The sequence below is a fragment of the Peribacillus sp. Hz7 genome (assembly GCF_042136355.1).
Classification (GTDB): domain Bacteria; phylum Bacillota; class Bacilli; order Bacillales; family DSM-1321; genus Peribacillus; species Peribacillus asahii_A.
On record NZ_JBHHJV010000004.1, the window covers coordinates 76,113 to 96,571 of the forward strand.

19 protein-coding genes, 2 pseudogenes and 1 riboswitch are annotated in these 20,459 nt (G+C 35.2%); of the genes and pseudogenes, 4 read left to right on the forward strand and 17 right to left on the reverse strand.

All coding sequences use genetic code 11. The annotated features are described in order from the left end of the window. Positions 1-151: 151 nt before the first annotated feature. On the forward strand, positions 152-850 hold the full coding sequence (locus ACE199_RS07880) for a pirin family protein (RefSeq protein ID WP_375349265.1): 699 nt from the start codon (positions 152-154) through the stop codon (positions 848-850). A gap of 128 nt (positions 851-978) precedes the next feature. On the opposite strand, the gene ACE199_RS07885 is transcribed toward ACE199_RS07880, so the two are convergent. Further along, positions 979-1,767 carry an enoyl-CoA hydratase/isomerase family protein gene (locus ACE199_RS07885; protein ID WP_375349266.1) on the reverse strand — a complete coding sequence of 263 codons (789 nt, stop codon included), beginning with the start codon at positions 1,765-1,767 and terminating at the stop codon, positions 979-981. Between the two features lie 213 nt (positions 1,768-1,980). Between ACE199_RS07885 and ACE199_RS07890 the strand changes: the two are divergent. Continuing rightward, positions 1,981-2,252 (forward strand): annotated as a pseudogene (locus ACE199_RS07890) (Tn3 family transposase); the annotation flags it as partial. 128 nt (positions 2,253-2,380) lie between these two features. Here the strand turns inward: ACE199_RS07890 and ACE199_RS07895 are convergent. From ACE199_RS07895 to ACE199_RS07940, 10 genes and pseudogenes are all read right to left on the reverse strand, one after another. Then, positions 2,381-2,647 (reverse strand): phosphoheptose isomerase family protein, encoded by a 267-nt coding sequence (locus ACE199_RS07895; protein ID WP_375349267.1) that lies wholly within the window; start codon positions 2,645-2,647, stop codon positions 2,381-2,383. A gap of 16 nt (positions 2,648-2,663) precedes the next feature. Then, on the reverse strand, positions 2,664-2,801 hold the full coding sequence (locus ACE199_RS07900; RefSeq protein WP_375349268.1) for a hypothetical protein: 138 nt from the start codon (positions 2,799-2,801) through the stop codon (positions 2,664-2,666). Positions 2,802-3,120: 319 nt separating this feature from the next. Next, positions 3,121-3,669 carry a hypothetical protein gene (locus tag ACE199_RS07905; RefSeq protein WP_375349269.1) on the reverse strand — a complete coding sequence of 183 codons (549 nt, stop codon included), beginning with the start codon at positions 3,667-3,669 and terminating at the stop codon, positions 3,121-3,123. Between the two features lie 112 nt (positions 3,670-3,781). Next, a pseudogene (locus tag ACE199_RS07910) lies at positions 3,782-3,924 on the reverse strand (integrase); the annotation flags it as partial. Positions 3,925-4,104: 180 nt separating this feature from the next. Further along, entirely contained in the window at positions 4,105-4,794 is a 690-nt protein-coding gene (locus ACE199_RS07915; RefSeq protein WP_375349270.1) for a DUF421 domain-containing protein, read from the reverse strand. A 109-nt stretch (positions 4,795-4,903) separates the two neighbouring features. Continuing rightward, entirely contained in the window at positions 4,904-5,740 is an 837-nt protein-coding gene (locus tag ACE199_RS07920; RefSeq protein WP_375349271.1) for a hypothetical protein, read from the reverse strand. Positions 5,741-5,945: 205 nt separating this feature from the next. Next, positions 5,946-6,605: a potassium channel family protein gene (locus tag ACE199_RS07925; RefSeq protein ID WP_375349272.1), complete on the reverse strand. Its 660-nt coding sequence runs from the start codon at positions 6,603-6,605 to the stop codon at positions 5,946-5,948. Between the two features lie 25 nt (positions 6,606-6,630). Further along, entirely contained in the window at positions 6,631-7,965 is a 1,335-nt protein-coding gene (locus ACE199_RS07930; protein ID WP_375349273.1) for a TrkH family potassium uptake protein, read from the reverse strand. Between the two features lie 302 nt (positions 7,966-8,267). Beyond that, a riboswitch (cyclic di-AMP (ydaO/yuaA leader) is annotated at positions 8,268-8,410 on the reverse strand. A gap of 206 nt (positions 8,411-8,616) precedes the next feature. Then, on the reverse strand, positions 8,617-9,453 hold the full coding sequence (locus ACE199_RS07935; protein ID WP_375349274.1) for a protein-glutamine gamma-glutamyltransferase: 837 nt from the start codon (positions 9,451-9,453) through the stop codon (positions 8,617-8,619). A gap of 93 nt (positions 9,454-9,546) precedes the next feature. Continuing rightward, positions 9,547-9,741, reverse strand: a complete 195-nt coding sequence (locus ACE199_RS07940; protein WP_375349275.1) for a hypothetical protein — start codon at positions 9,739-9,741, stop codon at positions 9,547-9,549. Positions 9,742-9,956: 215 nt separating this feature from the next. Here ACE199_RS07940 and ACE199_RS07945 point away from each other — a divergent pair, with 215 nt between their 5' ends. After that, positions 9,957-10,352, forward strand: a complete 396-nt coding sequence (locus ACE199_RS07945; RefSeq protein ID WP_375349276.1) for a (deoxy)nucleoside triphosphate pyrophosphohydrolase — start codon at positions 9,957-9,959, stop codon at positions 10,350-10,352. A gap of 29 nt (positions 10,353-10,381) precedes the next feature. Here the strand turns inward: ACE199_RS07945 and ACE199_RS07950 are convergent, their stop codons facing one another. The 5 genes from ACE199_RS07950 to ACE199_RS07970 form a co-directional block, all read right to left on the reverse strand. Continuing rightward, positions 10,382-13,192 (reverse strand): DEAD/DEAH box helicase, encoded by a 2,811-nt coding sequence (locus ACE199_RS07950; protein WP_375349278.1) that lies wholly within the window; start codon positions 13,190-13,192, stop codon positions 10,382-10,384. Positions 13,193-13,235: 43 nt separating this feature from the next. Then, positions 13,236-14,234 (reverse strand): HNH endonuclease, encoded by a 999-nt coding sequence (locus ACE199_RS07955; RefSeq protein ID WP_375349279.1) that lies wholly within the window; start codon positions 14,232-14,234, stop codon positions 13,236-13,238. A 50-nt stretch (positions 14,235-14,284) separates the two neighbouring features. Next, positions 14,285-14,614, reverse strand: coding sequence for a phosphoribosyl-ATP pyrophosphohydrolase (locus tag ACE199_RS07960; protein WP_375349425.1), 330 nt, complete (start codon positions 14,612-14,614; stop codon positions 14,285-14,287). 276 nt (positions 14,615-14,890) lie between these two features. Then, positions 14,891-15,772, reverse strand: a complete 882-nt coding sequence (locus ACE199_RS07965) for a mechanosensitive ion channel family protein (protein WP_375349280.1) — start codon at positions 15,770-15,772, stop codon at positions 14,891-14,893. Between the two features lie 329 nt (positions 15,773-16,101). Next, complete coding sequence (locus ACE199_RS07970; protein ID WP_375349281.1) at positions 16,102-17,367, reverse strand: hypothetical protein; 1,266 nt, start codon at positions 17,365-17,367, stop codon at positions 16,102-16,104. Between the two features lie 806 nt (positions 17,368-18,173). On the opposite strand from ACE199_RS07970, the gene ACE199_RS07975 reads away from it, so the two are divergent. Beyond that, positions 18,174-18,446: a hypothetical protein gene (locus tag ACE199_RS07975; RefSeq protein WP_375349282.1), complete on the forward strand. Its 273-nt coding sequence runs from the start codon at positions 18,174-18,176 to the stop codon at positions 18,444-18,446. 138 nt (positions 18,447-18,584) lie between these two features. Here ACE199_RS07975 and ACE199_RS07980 read toward each other — a convergent pair whose 3' ends face one another. Further along, the gene (locus ACE199_RS07980; protein WP_483878200.1) at positions 18,585-20,264 is read right to left on the reverse strand and encodes a putative bifunctional diguanylate cyclase/phosphodiesterase; all 1,680 of its coding nucleotides are present in this window, start codon (positions 20,262-20,264) and stop codon (positions 18,585-18,587) included. Positions 20,265-20,459 lie beyond the last annotated feature (195 nt).

Below are 20,459 nucleotides of genomic sequence, written 5' to 3' on the forward strand. Positions count from 1 at the left end.
TCACACTATAAATTATACCTAATTGTACAAATGCAGGAAATAACTATTCACGAACTGCACATACTATCTTTAATTGACCTGTACTAAAATAAGGTATATAATTTATCTCGAATTAAAGATACTTAAATAAAATATAAAAGGAAGTTTTACGATGCTAAGAAAACTAGACCACAACAATATGGGCAAAAGCAATCTCGGTTGGCTGCAAAGCTTATTCCACTTCTCTTTTGCCGAGTACTATAATCCAGAAAACATCCACTTCGGCGCTTTGCGAGTGATTAACGACGATTTAATCGCTGCTCAAACAGGATTCAACATGCATCCTCATCAAGATATGGAGATTATTTCTTATGTTGTAGATGGCGAGCTTACTCACCAAGACAGCATGGGCAATAAAAGTACGATTACTCGCGGACAAGTTCAATATATGAGTGCTGGAACAGGCGTGTATCATAGCGAGCATAATATGGGTGACAACACATTAAGAATGCTGCAAATTTGGATTATTCCCGATCGAGCGGGCCATACTCCTCACTATGGCGATTTTCGTTTTGATATGGAAGCAAGACATAACAAGTGGCTTCATATGGTATCGGGTAAAGAAGGTTCTGCACCGATTCAAATTAATCAAGACGCTAACCTTTACGCTCTAGAACTCGATTCAAGTAAAGAAATCAGCTTCCCTGTCAAAGAAGGCAGACAAGCATATCTCGTTCAAATCGAAGGAAGTTCAACTATTAATGAGCTAACGTTAAACGCTAGAGATGCTTTAGAAATCGTTGAAGAAGATATTCACATTAAAGCCAATGAAACGTCGCATGTATTAGTGATTGAAATGGTGAAACTATAGTTGTGATGAAACAGTTATTTAATTTTTAAAATCAAATAAGCATAATCCCGTTCTACATGTAGAAAGGGGCTATGCTTATTTAATCTTTGATGTAAGATACTCCTCTATTCCCGCATGCTTTTTTTTACCTATTCCCCTTGGAACACGGGCTTTCTTTTCTCAGCAAAGGCTTGAATCCCTTCCTGGACATCTTTGGTTCCAAAACATTGTTTAATAAATGCATACTCTTGTTTAAGAATCGTTACAAGATCCGTGTCAGGGCTTGCAGCAAGCAATCTTTTAGAAAGCGTCATCGCTACCGGCGGTCCTGCAGCTAATTCCCGTGCAAAGTTCATCACCTGTTCCTGCAATTCTTCATCAGAGAATATCCGGTTCACCAATCCAATTCGTTCTGCTTCCTCAGGGTAAATGTCCCTACCCGTTAAAATCAATTCGGCAGCCTTTGCCTGCCCGACCAACCGCGGTAAAAAATAACTCATTCCCGCATCAGGACTGAGACCACGGCGAATGTATCCAGTCGTTACCCTTGCATCAGCAGACATGAAGCGGATGTCGCAAGCCAGAGCTAACGCGAGTCCTGCACCAGCCGCAATCCCATTGATTGCGGCAATCACTGGCTTGTCACAATGAACAATGCCCAATGCTTGATGACCAACCCAACCCAATTCATCTAATTTTTGATGACGAGATTTAGCGTCTGGATTTGTCTTCGCACGATCGGTCAAATCAAGACCTGCACAGAATCCTCGTCCACTGCCGGTAATAACAATGACACGGACTTCATCGTCAGCAGAAGCCTCTGAAATTGCCTGGATAATCTCATTACTAAGTGTATCATTTACAGCATTAAGACGTTCAGGTCTGTTTAGTGTCAGTTTACGGACCCCATCTTTCGTTTCGACAATAATATGTTCCATCTTTTATCTCTCCTAAATAATTTGATTTTGAATTCGATTTACTCTTTGCAAAGCCTAGTTAGAAAAAAATGAATACAGATATCGGATTTTCCCATGAATCATCCTCTATTATATATCCTTAATTTACCAATTATTCAGATTGTAATCTATTAAATATGTTTTGTAAACAAGTAATTAGTACACAAGTTATTTGATAGAGCAGCTTAGGAACCTATGGGGAAATTAGGTTCTTACTCTAGGCAGAACAGCCTTGCTACAGCTTTACGTGAGATGGGAAGAATTGAAAAAACGATCTTTATTCTAATTACATTTCAAATGAATCTTTGAGAAGGAAAATGCAAAAAGGATTAGGAGATTTTAATGAAGACCTGTTGCACCATATGTCCCCCTTAGGCTGGGAACATATCAATTTACTAGGAGAATACCATTTTAATTTTGATAAAAAGGTATCTATAGATTCTTTGAGACCATTAAGAATACCTTAACGTTGTTAAAATTGGGGGAATCGTCTTGGAAATGGGCTAGCATTGTAAATCCACATTTTCTTGACGGTACCCCTAGTACAGTTACTCCACAATCCGGCCTGATTGAGATAGAGTACATCCACAGTTCTCTATTCCATATTACTGTGCTTTTGAAAAGCTTGTTCGTGGCTGACTTGTTTTCTGGAAGCATATTCAAGACAAATTCCGTCGAACAGGATGTGAGTGCATTGATCGAATAATGATCCGAGTGGCTGAATCGTTGTATGTTCCCCCGCTTTTCGGTATTTTGTAGCTGCTGGAACATGGATGATAAGGGATAGCGCTTCAATGTCCTGAACGTTTATTCTTTTCATAACAATCGAAATCTCCGATAGTATCGTTTCTAATTGATTCATCGCTTTCCTACCTCCCTTATCCGATTATTTCTTTAAATGCTGCTGCTATCTTTCCAGGGTGATCTGCTTTCGTGATGGCTGATCCGATAATGACAATATGAGGACGTGATTCTATCATATTCTTAATTGAATCTATCGTAATGCCACCTGCCACAGCTCATTCCAGCGAATAGTATGAATTTCGATATAGAAAAGGAACTAGTGAAGGAGCGGTTTCAGGATAAACGATAAGTCAAATACAAAAATGAGAAAGTTGATTTAGTTCTTATACAAAATACGCTAACCATTAAATAACTATTAAGCACTTTGTGGAGAAAGCAAATTCGAATGAGAATTTGCTTTTTTATTTAGGGGCTTACAGCGTGAAAACTCATTAAATATACGGCTTTTTTCTAAAATATACATTTTGCACAACAAAATGATTCCACTCTGCTTCACATACTAAATTAGGAATACGGTTTATAGCATGTTGATTATAAAAAAGAATGAATTAAAAATAGAATTGCAAAAGCAACACCAGACCGCAAATGCCATTTCCGGTCCATCCTCTGATATCGAAATAGTCCTGAGATAGGAACTGGAAGCAAGACCAGCAAGGAAAGCAATCCACTTATATTATCAAAATCAAATTTGAAGCCGTACATGAAGACAGCTACCGCATGTAGGATAATAAAAGCCATGGCAATAATCGCTGCCGGAGTATGCCATCTTCGGGCAAAGCGCAGCAAAGTGGACAACCATTGTTTCACCTTGCCTTGACCTTTCAGCATACGAAGCCTAATAACACGAAGAAGCACATAATAAGCAAGTACAAAAAATAAGATAATTCTTGCAATGGAGCCAAAACTTTCAAATGTATGTTCGAACTGCTCGCTGTGCAGAGTGGTTAATGAAAGCTGTAATAGTCCCTTAAGTTCCCAAAGCATTATCAAAGCAGCGATAATGACCGCCACGATTAACCATATTCGTTCCTTTTTAGGAATCCATCCTTGTTTTTGGACCTTGTTTTCCTGTGCATTCATTGGTTTGTCCTCCTATAAACAAGAGTAGATTATATACTTTCTGTATTTTTAAATTTAAAAATAACTTTTAGATTCTTAACTTGGTCATTGTCATCGAACTCCTATCTTCTATTCGATTTAATTTTACAACTTCCCCAATACGGCATCTAGTCGAACACATAAATTCAAATAGCACATTCTCCATCGTTGTATACAAACCTCTCTAATATGTTCAATTTCTAATTCAGAAAGGAATTTTGGAACTCTTTTGCCTAAAAAGGCAGCAAGTAAAGAAATCGTACCGCATTGGCTGAGGGAAAACTATGTTGATCCCTATCAAGACCTCTCTCCTGTTCCGGAGAAAGATCGTAGTCCTAGATACTTCGAATTGATGAAGCTGATTAATTCATCGAGCGAGAAGGAATCTAACTGTTCTTAGGGATAAAACAAGAATCATTAACGTAATTCATCACTAAACAAATCAATATATAAATTCCCTTTAGTCCCTACGACCGCATACGAAATGTCAGAAACAGCGAGATTTCTTTTTTTAAGCTCCGCCTTTAACCATTCTTCGTCGTAGGTGTTTTCTGATAAGTTCTCATATAAGATTTTCCCATTATAGACGAGCTCTACCGGTATGGTTTCTGCTGAGGGAGATAAATTTAAATCCTGCTTGGTTGTATGTTGGTACTGAGGTTTTTTTAATACAGAGAGTGCGCCACTTGTCTCTAAAATGGCGCACTCTACCTCTTCTATGTTGAAGATATCTTTGGCCCGCAAAGCCTGTTTCAGAGAATCAATTGAATACCCCATTCGTTTCATTGATTGTTCGAGAATTTGCCCTTTTTCAATTAAAGTAGTAGGTTTCCCTGCAATCCATTTCCGGAATCGCGCATTTCGAACCGCAACAAAATTCAGTATAAACACGATGATCCCCATAATCATGAATGCGACGATAAAATACGGGAATTCAATTCTAATATTGAATGCTAGATTTCCTGCAATGGTCCCCATCGTGATTGAAGCGATATAAAGGTGATAGGACCTTTGAGTAATCGTCTGTTTACCAAGCAAATGAACAAATATCCATAACAAAATAAAGGCGGTAAAGGTTCGAAAGATGATTTCAACAGATAGCTGCATCGCGATTTCCCCCTTACAACAATCCAGACAGTTCGTTTGTGATAGTATGTTCTTGTGGAGAGCTCTTTATTCCGCCAGAAAAATAGCGAATAGTGCCAGGCACCGTTCGCTATTCTTTGTAAATTATTTTATAAAAAAATCTCGAAATAAATGTCATTGGTAAGTATCGAGAACAGGTACCTAAAAATTGGTTGATATTCACTTTTAAGATACCCATTTTTACCAAGGTTATATCGATAATAATATGACTTAATGGTAGGAGCATTCTATAAAACAATCCAGCCTTTGAAGACGTAATGAGAGCGATAAAAGAGAGTATCAAACTGTATAAAGGTACTATTTTAAAATGTTCAGTCCACGTATGGAAATATCCACGCCCAAATCGAATATAACGATTCACTGCAAAAATATACGCTAAAGTAATCGAAACTACTTCAATAGCCAAGTAATGAGCAATAACCATTGCCCATCGTTTTTGGGTTGAAAGCGCCTTATAAAAAGCATCACTAATATTAAAATATACATTTAATAAGACTAACGTGTATATAGGCCTCCACCAATATACTTTATAAATATTTAGTCGTAAAAATAAGTTCTCAATACAATAATAAAAAAGGCTGAAACCGACTTTCCAACTCCATTTTTTGTTCAGTAAAGTTAGAAAAGTAGCTGTAATTGGTACATAAATCGCTTGAGAGAAGATGGCTCCTAAGACTGAATCAAAAGTACGCTTTTTCATAATTGACGGTCTGTATCTATAACCATGAAATAAATTGAGAACCAGATACTCAAATAAATAAGCAAAACCCATATTTGATAATAGTAAAATCCATGTATCCTTTTGTTTTTTACGTTTTAACACTAGCAAAAACATACCTAAGTGAATAACTGCTAACAACCAAAAAGGAATTGAGTTCTTATTGAAACGTTTTTTCTTTTTTCCCATTCTTTACACCGTTTTACTTTTTGACATCTAGTTTTATTATTGTTCATTTGAAAGGAGATATTTATTAAATTAACTGGTACTTTACTTCCATAACGATTTTCAACGAAGGCACTATTATGGAAAAGAAATAAGAGATTGATACATACCATACATGAATAATATGTATCAACCTCTATTTTAGCGAACAGTGCCCGGCACTGTTCGCTTATTGTCCTATATTCGCAAATTTAGCAATATCTTCTCTCTTCCCAATCATCACTAATAAATCTTCCTTGTGAATAATACGATCGGGAGAAGGAGAAATAATAATATCTCCTTCTCTAACGATAGCAATAACACTGACATTATATTGGGCACGAATGTCAAGGTCACGCAAACTTTTTTCAGCCATTTTGGAAGGAATCATAATCTCCTCTATACTGTGTTCTTTTGATAACTCAATATAGTTCAACATATTGGGTGACAGGAGCTGATTGGCCACACGTTCTCCCATGTCTCTCTCAGGATAGATAATCCAATCAGCCCCTACTTTGTCTAAAACCTGCCCATGTCGCTTTCCAAGAGCCTTTGCAATGACTTTTTTAACCCCTAGCTCTTTAAGCAGAGAAACCGTTAAAATGCTGGATTGCATATCATTTCCAATGGCTACGATTACACAATCAAAATTGCTTATTCCAATAGATGTAAGTGCCTTCGCTTCTGTCGTATCAGCGACTACTGCATGAGTAACGAATAATTCAGCATCTTCGACTCGTTCCTCATTTGCATCAATTCCTAGCACCTCTTGTCCAGCCTCATATAGTCTTCGAGCTACACTTGTTCCAAATCTCCCTAAACCAATCACAGCATATTGTTTTATAGCCATTTCCATCTACACTCCCTGAATTTAATTAACCGATCATTATATTTCCTTTAATATGACGGAAAGTATCTGATTTACGTCTCTTTGTAATAGCAAAAGCAACTGTTAAAGGACCTAATCTTCCTGCAAACATCGTGAAAATGATAAGTATACGCCCCACAGAAGATAGCTCTGGAGTTAATCCCATAGACAGTCCCACTGTACCAAACGCAGAAGTAGCTTCAAATAAATACATCATAAAATCGTGACCGGGTTCTGTAATGCTAAGCGCCATAGTCATGAATACAACAATGCTCAATCCACACAAAGCAACGGTCAGTGCTTTTAATATCGTTTCAGTCACAATTCTGCGCCTAAATAAGACAACGTCTTCTTTCCCTTTAATTTGAGACCATACGGTAGCTACTAAAACAGCAAAGGTCGTTATTTTAATTCCTCCAGCTGTGGATCCTGAACCTGCTCCAATAAACATAAGAAAAATGATGAGGAACAAAGTAGAATGTGTTAAATCTCCAATTGGTAATGTATTAGAACCTGCCGTCCTTGGAGTAACCGCTTGATACAATGCACCCAATACTTTTCCAGTTTCAGATAAAGGGCCTAATGTTTTATCATTTCCATATTCAAACATGAAGATTAACAGGGTTGCCCCTACTGTTAGAATGACGGTTGCCAGTAATACTACCTTCGTATGCACAGATAAGCGGCGAGTATCACGGTATTCATATAGTTCGTTCATCACAATAAATCCTAATCCACCAAGTGTGATGAGAGCGCATACGGTTAAGACGACAATAGGATCATCTACATAAGGAGTTAGACCCCGAAATTCTCCCATTAAATCAAAACCAGCATTATTAAAGTTAGATATAGCATGAAAAAATCCAAAATAGATGGCTTTACCTATTGGCATATCGTAAGAAAAACGAATCGATAAAATGATGCCGCCGACAAGTTCAATCACTGCAGTAAATATCAAAATTCTTTTGACTAACCTGACAATTCCTGCAAAGGATACATTATTGAAAGCCTCCTTTAGTAGCAGCCTTTCTTTTAAAGAAATTTTTTTACCTAACAGCAAAAATAAAAAAGTTGCAAATGTCATAAACCCTAATCCGCCGACTTGAATGAGCGATAAAATGACCAATTCACCGAATAAAGAAAAGGTGTCCCCAGTATCTACAACGACAAGCCCTGTTACACATGTAGCAGATGTAGCGGTAAATAAAGCATTTAAAAATGAGAGACCTTTTCCATCCTCAGTGGCAATGGGAAGAGTCAATAAAAAGGCTCCGATAAGGATGACCGTTGCAAAACCTAATACAAGGGCTTTTGGAGGATTAACCTCTTTTATTTTTTTCATCGTGATCTCCTAACTGACCTCATAAAAAATTTAGTATCCAGTTTACTTTTTCCATTATTGTATCTAAATATTTGTCCCATAGTTATTAAGATAAAGATGGGCTGAACATAGAAAAAGACCAATGTATACTTATTGAACAAGCCTTTAGTATTCGTTGCTCTATTTAACGCCTAGCAGGCTATACATATATGTTTCCAAAGAAGCCTTTAATTATAGGCATAATAAAAAGACCTACAAATATATCAGGCTGCCATTTTGTTTTAAACACAACAAAAAAGCATCCTGAATTAAGGCGGTCTTATACCCCCTTTCGCTTTAGCCGACGAAGTTAGCTGACGGGTAGGATGGCGAAAGAGTTTCTCATCCCTTCTGCAATAGCAGAATTAACCCCAAAATAATGGGTCCTCCGTTCTCAAATGATTCTGAGATTAGGCCGATATAAAATTTGTGATTTAATGCGATTATTCTACGCCTGTCATCTCCCTATTGTAAATCCCTTAAATAGACAAAAAATGGCCAAAATAAACCATATACGTTCATTATTGGCCAAAAACAACACTAAAACACTGTTTCTCGTGATATTTCTAGATGTTTTTAGATATTCAATAATTTATAAAAAGATTATATTAGTAGATTTAAAATGAAATCTAATCATTTGTAATGGAAATAGAACCGATACCGATCACCTGAAATCGAACTTTCGTTATGGTGTATGACGACATGTTGGATTTTATAAGCCATATCATTTCGTGGCAGCGTCGAAAATTTCGCTAAATGTTTAAAAGAGGGTCTTACGACTGAATTTGTCAGGTAGGCTGATTGAGTACTCCCTGGTATTCTCGCTTTATTTAGCGCTTCAATCATTTGTTCAGCAGTCCCTATTCCTACTCCATGTGCAAAATATGCACCGTCTTCGAGAACAACCGCATTTTCTCCTCTCCACCAAGGGGTTTCTGGATGAAATTCTGGATTATTAAAATAAACAACATCTCCGGGTAAGAAATAATCCGTATTAATCAGTTGTATACCGAGTTCAGGATCAGCATGCCAGCTGTATAAATAGAGGTCTTGGAATATCTGATTAAATACATATTCGCCCAGACTGTTTAAAACGGCATGATAATAGATAATTACCTTTGCCGTGGCACATTCAAACGCATACAGCGAACTGTTGTTGTAAATGTCTTGAATCGCATCAGATGGCACTACACCAGGCTTCAGCTGGAATCCGCCGGCATTTGTCAAATACCAGTATTCGGGATTACAACGAGAATGGGAAAAGGGTTGGAACTGAGCATACCCTTGATTCATGGCTCTTGCACTTACTATGATGTTTTTGCGTAATTTGAGTTCAAACGATAACTCATCGAGAGACTGATACGAATAAACGACCGGATGTTCATTCATTTGTTGAACAATTACCCTTTCAATACTACCAGACGGCCACATACTACTTTGTTGAACATTCATCCCCGATATTTGTATCATACTATCCCTCATTCCAATCTTAAGTATCATTCTTCTTATTACCTATTGTATTAAGGGATTCGTTTTAAGGTGTATTTAAGCAGAAAAACATATTTAGATTAAACTTTTCATCTCCATGAAATATTCATACACAGCATTTGATAACGCATCATCTATCTCGTTTCCTTCCTCATCAATGATTTGCGTATCTCCAGACCACCCAGTCCTAAACACCTCTAGTACGACAAACTTATCCCCTTTATATTCCACTTCATACTTTTCAATAGTGGCACAATGTTCTACACTCATGTAGATTCCCCTCCTTCAGAAAAGTTGAACTATTTATATGAGAAATATTATTCTTTATATTGTCGTTTGTTTAAAAACCTATCCTCGTTCTAATCACGTTGTGCAATTCCCTCTAAGCAAACAGTGGCACTTTTCTAAAGATAATTTCTCTCTAAACTACTAACAACTAAAAATGATATGATAAGGATGTTATTTTTAACCCGAGGAGGATTCGTATGAAAAAAGTTGTCAAAGTAGTAGCAGCTGTTATTGAAAATAATGAAAATGAAATTCTTTGCGCTCTAAGGTCGCCTGATATGAGCCTTCCTAACATGTGGGAATTCCCAGGTGGAAAAGTAGAACAAGGAGAAGACCTTTATTCTGCTATCGAAAGAGAAATAGCTGAGGAACTAGGGTGCAACATTAAAGCGAATGATGTATTTAATGAAAATACGCATGAATATGATACGTTTATCATTACGTTAATTTGCATGAAATGTACAATTGTAGAAGGCACACCTATTCCAAAAGAGCATTCAAAACTGATTTGGCTGAAACGCGAGAACTTAAGCTCGCTTAAATGGGCTCCTGCGGATGTTCCGGCGGTGGAGGAATTAATAATAAAAAAATAGTCCTCTCTTCTGAGAAGACTATTTTTTGTTTAAACTCTGATTGTAAACTCTTTATACAAGTTTGCAGGTACTTCATGTTCCAACTCTATTTTTACTGTGATGGGCTTTTCTCCTTCAAATGACACGGTATTCCCTTTGCCAATATAAATGTAAGGCTCCGTTTTCCCATCAATTTGTTTATACTTTCTGATAAACAAATGTAAATTAATATTTCGAGCTTTATTATATATAATATTCTTCCCTCGTTCAGAACTTTGTGCTGTACTGTTTGGGGTTTGCCATTGAAAGAATCGCTCATTAATGAATTCATCTTGATAATTAATGCTTTCTTTGATATCTGCTTCCTTATGCAAATCAATAAATAAGAAATAGTCATTTTCGTTCGACAATAAACCTGATCCCCTAAAGGAACTATGACTTTTTCGATAATTAGATAGTAAAGCAGCATCTGCCATTTGATATTGCTCATACAATTTAAAATGTGGTAAACCATAGTCTTTTTCTTTAAATTCTTTTTTATAACGTGAAATGCCGTAATTTAATAAGTCTTCGATATACATTCTGTACTCTTCGTTCTCAAGTACATTTATGAGTGCTTGTGTCTTCTCTAGCTTCCCATTACTATACGTGAATAATTTAAGATTACGTTTTAGCTGACCGCTATCATAATAATCTTGATTTAAACATTCAAAAGCATGTACCACACTATCTTCTTGAATGTCTTGAACAAGCTTCAAAATTTCGCTTCTAGCCGTTGTGAGAGAAATTTCCTGATGTTCTAATAAATATTTAGCAATAACAAATTCATAAATCCTTTTAATTGGTAACTTACTTGATAGTTCTTTTAGTACTCCTTCAAATAATTCATTTTCGAGTAATTTTTTCAACTCATCCTCTTTCTCTACTGAGGCAACAAATTCTAAGTAAGTTTTCTTTAAATCAATATATTTAATAGGGTCAGGAGCCCCATCATACTTCATATAATCCATTAAAAAGTACGGTGTTTTTCCCGAATTCAGTTTCTTGAATTCAAAATACTCTTCCTTTAAATATTTTAATGATTTAAAGTTTTCTTTATCAATTTGCTCCAAAATTCTTTCCTGGGCAATCTTATCCATTTGAATATGTGTACTTCCAGGAATATTCGCAAATTTAGTAGCAATAGCAACTTTCAAGCTTTCTTTGTCATAGTATCTACTTCCATTTAGTGCGATAGCAATCAAGAACGTCTTATTATGGTTGCCGATAAAATCAAGCACTGTTAAAAAAGTCTTACTATCATGTTTTCTAAGTCCCCGTCCTAATTGTTGAATAAATACAATCGGAGAATTTGTTGGTCTTAGCATTAACACTGTATTTACAGAAGGAATATCTACACCTTCGTTAAAAATATCCACCGTAAAGATACATTGTAGTTCATCCTGATCGTCTTCTAATTTATTTACATAATAAGCGCGTTGATCTACTGAATCTCCACCAAATAAGCATACACTTTTATATCCTCGGTTATTAAATTCTTCAGCCATATATTTAGCATGTTCTATAGAAGCACAGAAGCCCAAAGCTTTTCTCTTCTTCCCATCATGACCATAAAAATTCATTTGGCTAATAATATAATCTACGCGCTCATTGACTTTTAACCTCTTTGTAATTTCAGCTACATCATCTATATTAACGTCACTTAAATCAATACCTTCAATATCTGTAATTCCAAAATAATGAAAGGGTATTACTAAATCATCCTCTAAAGCTTCATGTAAGCGAACTTCTAGTGCCACATTATTATCAAATAAATCGAATACATTAGAATGATCACTACGCTCAGGAGTCGCAGTCATTCCCAAAGTGAACTTCGGTTGAAAATAGTCTAAAACAGATTGATAGCTTGGGCTTGTTGCATGATGAGCCTCATCAATAATTAAATAATCAAATTCCTCTTGCTTAAATTCAAGGTAACACTTAGATATGGTTTGAATCGTCGCAAATACATAATCGGCATGACCTTGCTTATGATTACCAGTAAGCAAACCGAATGTAAGCCCTCTATTTGGAATTAATTTCTCAAAGGTCTCTTTTGCCTTCTTTAATATTTCTTCCCTATGTACAATAAACAGGACTCTTTTTGGATTGTAACTCTTTACATCAAAGGCTGACATATACGTTTTACCCGTACCAGTCGCTGCCACAACTAACGCTTTCTTTTCACCAAACGAGCGAATTCGTTCTAAATTTTCCACAGCTTGTTTTTGCATTCTGTTTGGAACGATATATTCCGCGTTTTCATAAATCATCTGTTTCTTCGGTTGAAAAGCAGATAAGCTTTGTATAAATTCTTCATATCTCCGAATAAACTCATCATCCGCTTCTACGCTACTATTCCAAAGATAATCATACTCCTTTAAAACATCTTGAATAAACAATGCATCGTCCTTCGTAATCAGCTCTACATTCCATTCAATATTACTCTTAAGAGCGCTTTGAGTAATATTAGACGAACCAATAATCACCTTATAATAATCCTTAAATTCAAATATATAAGCTTTCGTATGAAATCCAATCTCTTTATCTGTAACAAATACCTTTAAATCAATATTATTAAAGTTCTTAATTTTCTTAAGCGCTTTACCTTCAGTGAAATTGAGATACGTAGAAGTAATGATTTGCCCTTTTACCTCTTTTTTCTCTGCTTCCTTAAATGCATCTAATAATAGTTGAAGTCCACTAAAATTGATAAAAGCTACACTAAAATAAAATCGCTCACACTCATCAATCGCTTTTGTAAGCTCATTTAATAAATTTCCTTTTTGAGAATTAACAATTAGTTTTTTTGTAACGTTCATTATGTACTCCTAAATTAAAGTTCATTTTAATTTTCTTTAATATCTATACTATAATCCTCTTCGGCAACCAAATATCCGTAAAACCATTATCAACCGAATATTTATAAAGCTCCGTTAACTTCTTTTCACTATATACCTGCATATCCTCTCTTTGAAAAAGATTGGACTGCACCAAAAATTCTTCATTTCGATCAATTAAAGCTTTCAAGAAATAGTCAGAGGCTAACTTATCATTTTTCGAGAGATTACAGGTGCTACAGGCAATGACTAAATTCCATAACTGATCGTTTTGCACAAAACTCCACGGAATGAAGTGATCCACATGCGCTGCTGCTTTTTTCTTAATTACTTTTTCACAATAAAAACATTTCCCATCATAAAACGATTCCAACACCTGATAAAATTGATCTAAGGAAGACCTTTTGGAAACATTCTCTACTTTCAATAGCAAATTTGTTGTATCCCCTTCGTTATTGAATTTCTCTAAGAAAAGGGCAAGCTGATAGTTTGTTAAATAGTAAAGCACTCTCTGAAATCTTTGCATAAAAGAATAATAAGACGGATTGATTCGTATATATTCCTTTTTATTATCGAAATCATAAAGCGTAGAATCCGTATCACCGTATAATGCACCCATCACATTGATTTTGCACTTTCGTTTCACTTTAGTAATGACCTGCACTTGAATTTCTGAAGAAAGCTTATCAAAAACGAATGTATTAGGAATCTGATAACTCGATTGAATAGCCCCAAGTACATTTTGAACTTCCGCTTTCTTCCCTATCATATTAATTTGATTAAGATTATGATGAATAACTAAGTTCCAATAAATTTTTGAGAAACTGCTAAACAAGATATCATAAGACAACTCTAGCTTTTCATTTACGTTATACAAATTTTCAAGCAATGACTTGATTAACACAAACTTATATGTAGTCGAATTTTTTGATTTACTAGAGAAAATAAAATTAAAATGACTCCAAATTTCTTGATCTGTTAAATATTCAACCTTCATTTCCCCTACTTGCAGTTTATGGCTCATGGCACTTCACCTTATATGTAAGATTACAGTCTCTTTTAAGACTATCCCATTTATTTACTATCTTCAACTTCAATCAAAAACACTTTTTCTTTAAATCCACCGCGTTTAACTGCTTTCTCTTGGCGGACTCTTTCCACTTCTTCAATCGACGAACCATGAAATTCTGCTAAAGCATGCATAATTTCTAATAAATCCGCTAACTCCTCAATAGCCTCACTATTATTAGTCACTTTCATATACTCTTGCAGCTCTTCAAAGCTCTTCTTTTTTAATTCTGTTATGTATTCTTTTTCATTTAAAATACGCGTTGAAAACTTTTTACCTGTTGACTCGATAATTTCAGGAATTCGGTCTCGGACTAGTTTATTGTGGATTGGTATTAGAAAAACCTCCTTCAAGTTATATTCATACTATATCAAACATGAAAATTATAGAAAACGGAAGGACAAACAAAAAAGCCATCCCCAAGTATCTATACTTAAGAATGGCTCCCACCGAATACGAAATTCCAAAGTGACTCAACGCTTTTTCTAAAAGTAGCTCTACACCCTAACTATCTCCTCCAAAAACTTCTCAACTTCCTGCTCATTCCATTCATTCAAGATTATATTAGCGAACAGTAGGAACTGTTCGCTAAAAAATTCACTGATTTTTGTTCAGCTGTCTGAAGCTTGGACAGTTCCTGTCTCACCTTGAAATAACAAGTTAGATGCCGGCATGTGTACACCATGATCATAAAACAAAGACATCATTTCAAATCTAACTTTTCGTGAAATTTCGAAGTATTCTTCAGGCTTTACAAGACCCACCACACAAAATTCATATCCAACGTATTTAAAATTCGGATTCAAATCCGTAATGCCGACATATTGAAATGCTTCTTCAGGTGTTCCGTCTTCCAGCAACAATAAACTCTCGCTATATTTTTCATTACAAACTTTACATACTGCTTCTAACAATTCCTTAATCCGGCGTGGATCTTCTTGATAGCCGACTGTGATTCGCTCAATTACACGCATTCTTCCTTTGTTAAAATTCTGAATGGTCCTAATTTCTCCATGGGGAATAGTCAGCAATTTACCTGACCATTCCCTAATTTGCATAAAGCGAATGCCGATTTCCTCAATTGTTCCTGAACTAGTTCCGTTAAATGTTACAAAGTTGCCAACACGAAATTCATTATCCGTTAGCCGAACAGTGCCCAATAAAATATCTTTTAACAGCTGCTGTGCTGCAAATCCGATGACGACCCCTAGGATTCCTGCTCCAGCAAGTATCGCTTTGATATCAATAAATTGCCCGATTAAATATAGAACAAGGAGTGTTATAGACATATACTTTAAAGAAGAACGTATTACCCCTTGAATAGTTTTCTCTACTTCTTCATCCCAAAAATGGAATTTTCGAAAAAACAAATCTACAGTTTTATTTATAATGTAAGAAATCACCCAAAAAACAAATGCTAAGATGATGATTCTTACAAGTAAAAATTCGTTGATGTATTCTAAAATATTTTCGCTAAACGTTAAAAAATTCACAAATTCACCTCAGTTAACTGATTACTAAAGTTTTTGACCCATATTTCACATTTCGTATACTTAACATACCCCTTATTCCTCCAAAATCAAACCAATACCTAAATGGAATTATATATTTAACTTAACCTTCGCACCTAAAAAGGATAAACAAAATCCACTATTCAGAGAGAAATCAAGCTTCCAATGAATATAAACATGCCGGAAACTAGGAAGTGGTACCTTAGCTGTTATATAAAGGTGAATTAGTTTAGAAAATAGACGAGTTCAAATTCTTCAAAAAAAGTGCATTTCCAAGTAAAATCACTCGAAAATACACTTTTCACCTTCTTCTACAAATCAATCGAAACTAACTTACCATTTGAAAAATATAAATACTGTGCATCATATTCACCGTAGTAGTAAATCCACTGTTCCCATGTGCCCCAGCTATCAATCGTGATATTTTTATCGTCTGGTGCTCCCCATTGTGTGTTTAATACTTCTTTCTTCGTCATACCAATTTCAACATATTTGGTTGTGTACACTCTTGTAGAATCAGTATCTAGAACATTGCCAATGCTATCGATGACCCGAACTTTTACTGTAGTATTTGCTTTTTGTTTTGGGATGTTCACAGAGTAGGAACCGCCCGACTTTATGCTGCCTTTGTATGTCTTTTTGCCAATTAGGACAATTACTTTATCGCCTTTTTCCCACTTCTTTACGGTTCCAGTTACTTTAGTCGATTTTGTTGTTACATCTTTCATACTAATCGTTGTACCTGATTTTAGCTTGACGGTAATTGTCTTCGTTTGCTTATTTCCAAGTTTATCGGCAGCTGTAATTAAAATTTTCGTACCAACTTTTTGTTTGGAAATCGTAAATTGATATTGACCATTTTTCAAATCTTTTCCTTTGTACGTCTTTTTGCCAATTTTTAAAGAAACCGTGCTGTTTTTCTCTGAGGTTACCTTAAAAGTTGTTGTTCGATTAGTGATAGATAGTACAGATATTTTTGGCGGCGTCTTATCAACTACAGTTACCGTTTTTAAATACCATTCCCTATAATTTTGATCCACATAATATAATTCTACCTTTGTTCCCGCCTTGAAAGGTTCATAGAATATAATTAACCCTGTTTTCGCATCTATGTAGCTTTCAAAAGTTTCTCCTTTAACCTTTGCAATTAATCTACCATTTAAGAAACGCTCATTGTAGTTTGTAATTGTGTACTCTAAATAATCATTTTTATTAGAAACTGTGGATAAAGATAACTTTGGAAGTAGTGGATCTGCTACTGTTGCGCTTTGAAGCAGTGTCTCTTCTCCACTCTCATCTATGTAAGAAATATTGATTTGGTCTCCTTTTTTCAACTCAGGAACGTTGAAAGAAACTGTATCACTAATCCACCATTGATCCCTATAGTCACCTATTTCGATAACTAAATCTCCATCCATGTCAGTGTTAAAATTAGTAACCTCTACGTCTACCTGCGTTTCTCCTGTTTCAACAGGAGAAGTAATTTTTATAGTTGGTACAATTGTTGCTGCGTTTATCGTTGACACATTCGCTAAAAAGAATAAACCTAACAGTAATATAACAACATATTTCTTCATTTTGTCCTCCTTAATCTCTTACACTATTATTGCAATTGTAGGCAATAGTGGATAAACATGTGAGCTTATTATAACAGAGAACAGGATCAGAATTGGCGAGATTATAGATTAATTTGGATAGATTATCGCATCATTTGGCGAAATTATTGCATGAATTGGCGGAATTATTCTCTCCATATGGGTACTCCTGTATCAAAAATAGGTACTCTTGTATCAAAAAAGGAAGGCAAGACGTTTATCTAATTGCGGGAAAAAAGAAGTTAAAACGAAGGAGTTGTAAGGATGGGGGGCCCCCACCCTTAATGAATGAGCTGTTTGCAAGTTGGACAAGTGATCTCGTTATCCGGTTTAAATGTTATTTGTTTTAGATCATATCTCGTGAAAGTGACGTAAACGTGATATTTTTCTCCACATTCACAATAATTTTTATCTTTTACAATATGCCTTACATTGGATCCCTTTAATAATATAGTAGGAAAAAACATGTACATCCCCTCTTTTAATATGCTTTTCTTCTATGATGTCATCAAACATAGTAGCATAAAAAAACTTTAAAGGAGGGAATTAACAGAAACTATATATTTTCTTAATAGGGGAATAATATTCCTCTTTATCATGGATGTGAGAAAGTCATCTTGCACTTTTCTATAGAGATTAAGCAACTGCGTTGTTTTTTATCTAAAATTGACTACTTTTGCCGAAAACATTGACTTTCATGGCTTCTGGATTATAATAATATTATTAATTTAATGTAAAGTTTATGTGAATTTCACATTAAATCATTGACAAAAGAGGGGGTATATATTATGACAGTGAACGAATATTGCGGTAGCATGGAATCCTCCATTCTGGATTTTATCTTTTCCCTAACAGATGACATTCTTGAGAAAATTCAATACAGAAAGTTATTTTACCAAGAACAAATTGCACGCTATGTAAAAAAACAAATCGACTTCTTCTTCAACACCTATAATTTAAAAAAGGCTCTTTTATACAGCTACAAGCATGAGGCTTATAACACGATTATGTTTAAATTAAAAAATCATTTAAAGGAGCATAATATCCTCCAATGTGTATAAATAAGGGAATTATATAAGAAGAGAACTTTCCTTTCTACTAATTAAAAGTAAAAAGAAAAGTTCTCTTTCGTATTTTATCCTGCTTTTCTACATGCGCTCTCCCCGTCGTCATGAGAAAAAACAACAACATTCTTTTATCTAAGCTTTCACTGCTAAAACCTTTGCTTCCACCTCATCTGCAGGAAGCGGCGGACTCAAATAATAACCTTGTACCCTTTCCAAGCCAAGAGAACGAATGGTAGTAAATTGTTGTTCATCTTCAACCCCTTCAGCTACTACTTTTAGACCTATACTGTGGGCAATGTTCGTGATGGATTTAACAATTTCCTTTTTCATTCCGTTGTTAATGTCATCGATAAAGGATTTATCAATCTTAACAGATGTGATGGGAAGCATACTTAAATAACTAAGCGAAGAGTATCCTGTTCCAAAATCATCTAACGCTATATGTACCCCAAAATCTTGTAACTGCTTTAGTTTATGAAGGGTATCTGTCAAGTTTATGATGGCCATGCTTTCCGTAATTTCTAAAGTTAAATGTTTAGGGTCAAGTTGGTGATGAAGCAGCGCTTTTTTAATCGTTTCCACAATATTTTCATTCATAAGCTGTCGATTGGATAAATTAACGGAAATCGAAAGGTCAAACCCTTGATCTCGCCATATGCTAGTTTGCTTACACGCTTCATTTAAAACCCATTCACCGATAGGTAAAATTAAACCGGTTTCCTCAGCTAAAGGAATAAAGTCCGCAGGGGAAATAAATCCTTTTTCCGGATGCTCCCAGCGGATTAATGCTTCCGTTGATACGATTCGATTGGTTCTCAAATCTAACAGTGGTTGATAATATATTTGGAATTGTTTTTCCTCAATTGCCTTTCTTAATTGATTTTCTAATACTAACTTTTTTAAAATTTCTTCATTCATTTTTCTAGTAAAAAATTGATAATTATTTTTCCCTTTTTCCTTTGCTTTGTACATGGCCAGATCCGCGTACTTAATTAATGTTTCCGCATCCATTCCATCCGATGGAAAACAACTGATTCCTATACTCGGAGTACAATGAATTTCATTTCCCTCTAATATAAAAGAGGAAGATAGAGACTGAATGATTCGCTTCATTACTTTTTCCATTTCAACACAAGAAATATCTCGAAGTAACAAAATAAATTCATCGCCGCCTTGTCTAGAGACGATATCTCCTTCTCTAACGCTGCTTACGATTCTTTTAGAAACTTGTTGAAGAAGAAGATCCCCAATTCCATGACCATATGTATCATTGATTACTTTAAAACGATCAAGATCCATAAATACTACGGCTAACTGATACTGATTTTTCTTCGCTTCGGTAATAGCTTTCTCTATCATGATATTAAAATAATTTCGATTAACTAAGCCAGTCAACGTATCATGATGAGCTAAATGAAGAATTTCTTCATTTGCTTCCTCCAATTCCGCTGGGCTTGGTATCGTCAGTAGTTTAGGGATTATTCTCCAAAGTAATATAGCTGTTGATATCGATACTGCAGCGGTTAACAAGGTTATTATATCCTTCACTATATAGAAAGGTTTAGGTGGATCCAGGTACTGGATAACATACATCAAATGCCCCGTTCCACATAGCATAATAAATAATATGAAACAAATAAACATCCACCTAAACTCAAAGTTTTTCCTTTTCTTCACGAAAACTAACATAGTTATAGGTATCGAGAAATAAGCAAGACTCGTTAAGATGTCAGCAATAGCGTTTACTGAAAAAATCTCTTTCGTATGTATATGCACTGACAACATTGTCAAGCTATTTAATAGTTGAACCATGATACTAGACTCTCCTCTATGGTGCCTCACGTTTTATCTTAAACTCAAAATGATAAATCTTAACTTACTGTGCCATCCTTTAAATGAATAAATCCAAAGCTAATTTAATCTATTTTCTAGAATTACATTGCCCCATTATATATTACAATATCTTTTGTTGTATACTGTAAATCAATTATGAATTTAATCCTACAA

Excerpts from the sequence above, each read along its gene's own strand:
- ACE199_RS07975 (WP_375349282.1), top strand. The coding sequence starts at position 18,174 with ATGACAGTGAACGAATATTGCGGTAGCATGGAATCCTCCATTCTGGAT.
- ACE199_RS07905 (WP_375349269.1), bottom strand. The coding sequence starts at position 3,669 with ATGAATGCACAGGAAAACAAGGTCCAAAAACAAGGATGGATTCCTAAA.
- ACE199_RS07915 (WP_375349270.1), bottom strand. The coding sequence starts at position 4,794 with ATGCAGCTATCTGTTGAAATCATCTTTCGAACCTTTACCGCCTTTATT.
- ACE199_RS07945 (WP_375349276.1), top strand. The coding sequence starts at position 9,957 with ATGAAAAAAGTTGTCAAAGTAGTAGCAGCTGTTATTGAAAATAATGAA.
- ACE199_RS07895 (WP_375349267.1), bottom strand. The coding sequence starts at position 2,647 with ATGAATCAATTAGAAACGATACTATCGGAGATTTCGATTGTTATGAAA.
- ACE199_RS07880 (WP_375349265.1), top strand. The coding sequence starts at position 152 with ATGCTAAGAAAACTAGACCACAACAATATGGGCAAAAGCAATCTCGGT.
- ACE199_RS07925 (WP_375349272.1), bottom strand. The coding sequence starts at position 6,605 with ATGGCTATAAAACAATATGCTGTGATTGGTTTAGGGAGATTTGGAACA.
- ACE199_RS07935 (WP_375349274.1), bottom strand. The coding sequence starts at position 9,453 with ATGATACAAATATCGGGGATGAATGTTCAACAAAGTAGTATGTGGCCG.
- ACE199_RS07930 (WP_375349273.1), bottom strand. The coding sequence starts at position 7,965 with ATGAAAAAAATAAAAGAGGTTAATCCTCCAAAAGCCCTTGTATTAGGT.
- ACE199_RS07885 (WP_375349266.1), bottom strand. The coding sequence starts at position 1,767 with ATGGAACATATTATTGTCGAAACGAAAGATGGGGTCCGTAAACTGACA.
- ACE199_RS07955 (WP_375349279.1), bottom strand. The coding sequence starts at position 14,234 with ATGAGCCATAAACTGCAAGTAGGGGAAATGAAGGTTGAATATTTAACA.
- ACE199_RS07950 (WP_375349278.1), bottom strand. The coding sequence starts at position 13,192 with ATGAACGTTACAAAAAAACTAATTGTTAATTCTCAAAAAGGAAATTTA.
- ACE199_RS07980 (WP_483878200.1), bottom strand. The coding sequence starts at position 20,264 with ATGGTTCAACTATTAAATAGCTTGACAATGTTGTCAGTGCATATACAT.
- ACE199_RS07970 (WP_375349281.1), bottom strand. The coding sequence starts at position 17,367 with ATGAAGAAATATGTTGTTATATTACTGTTAGGTTTATTCTTTTTAGCG.
- ACE199_RS07940 (WP_375349275.1), bottom strand. The coding sequence starts at position 9,741 with ATGAGTGTAGAACATTGTGCCACTATTGAAAAGTATGAAGTGGAATAT.
- ACE199_RS07920 (WP_375349271.1), bottom strand. The coding sequence starts at position 5,740 with ATGGGAAAAAAGAAAAAACGTTTCAATAAGAACTCAATTCCTTTTTGG.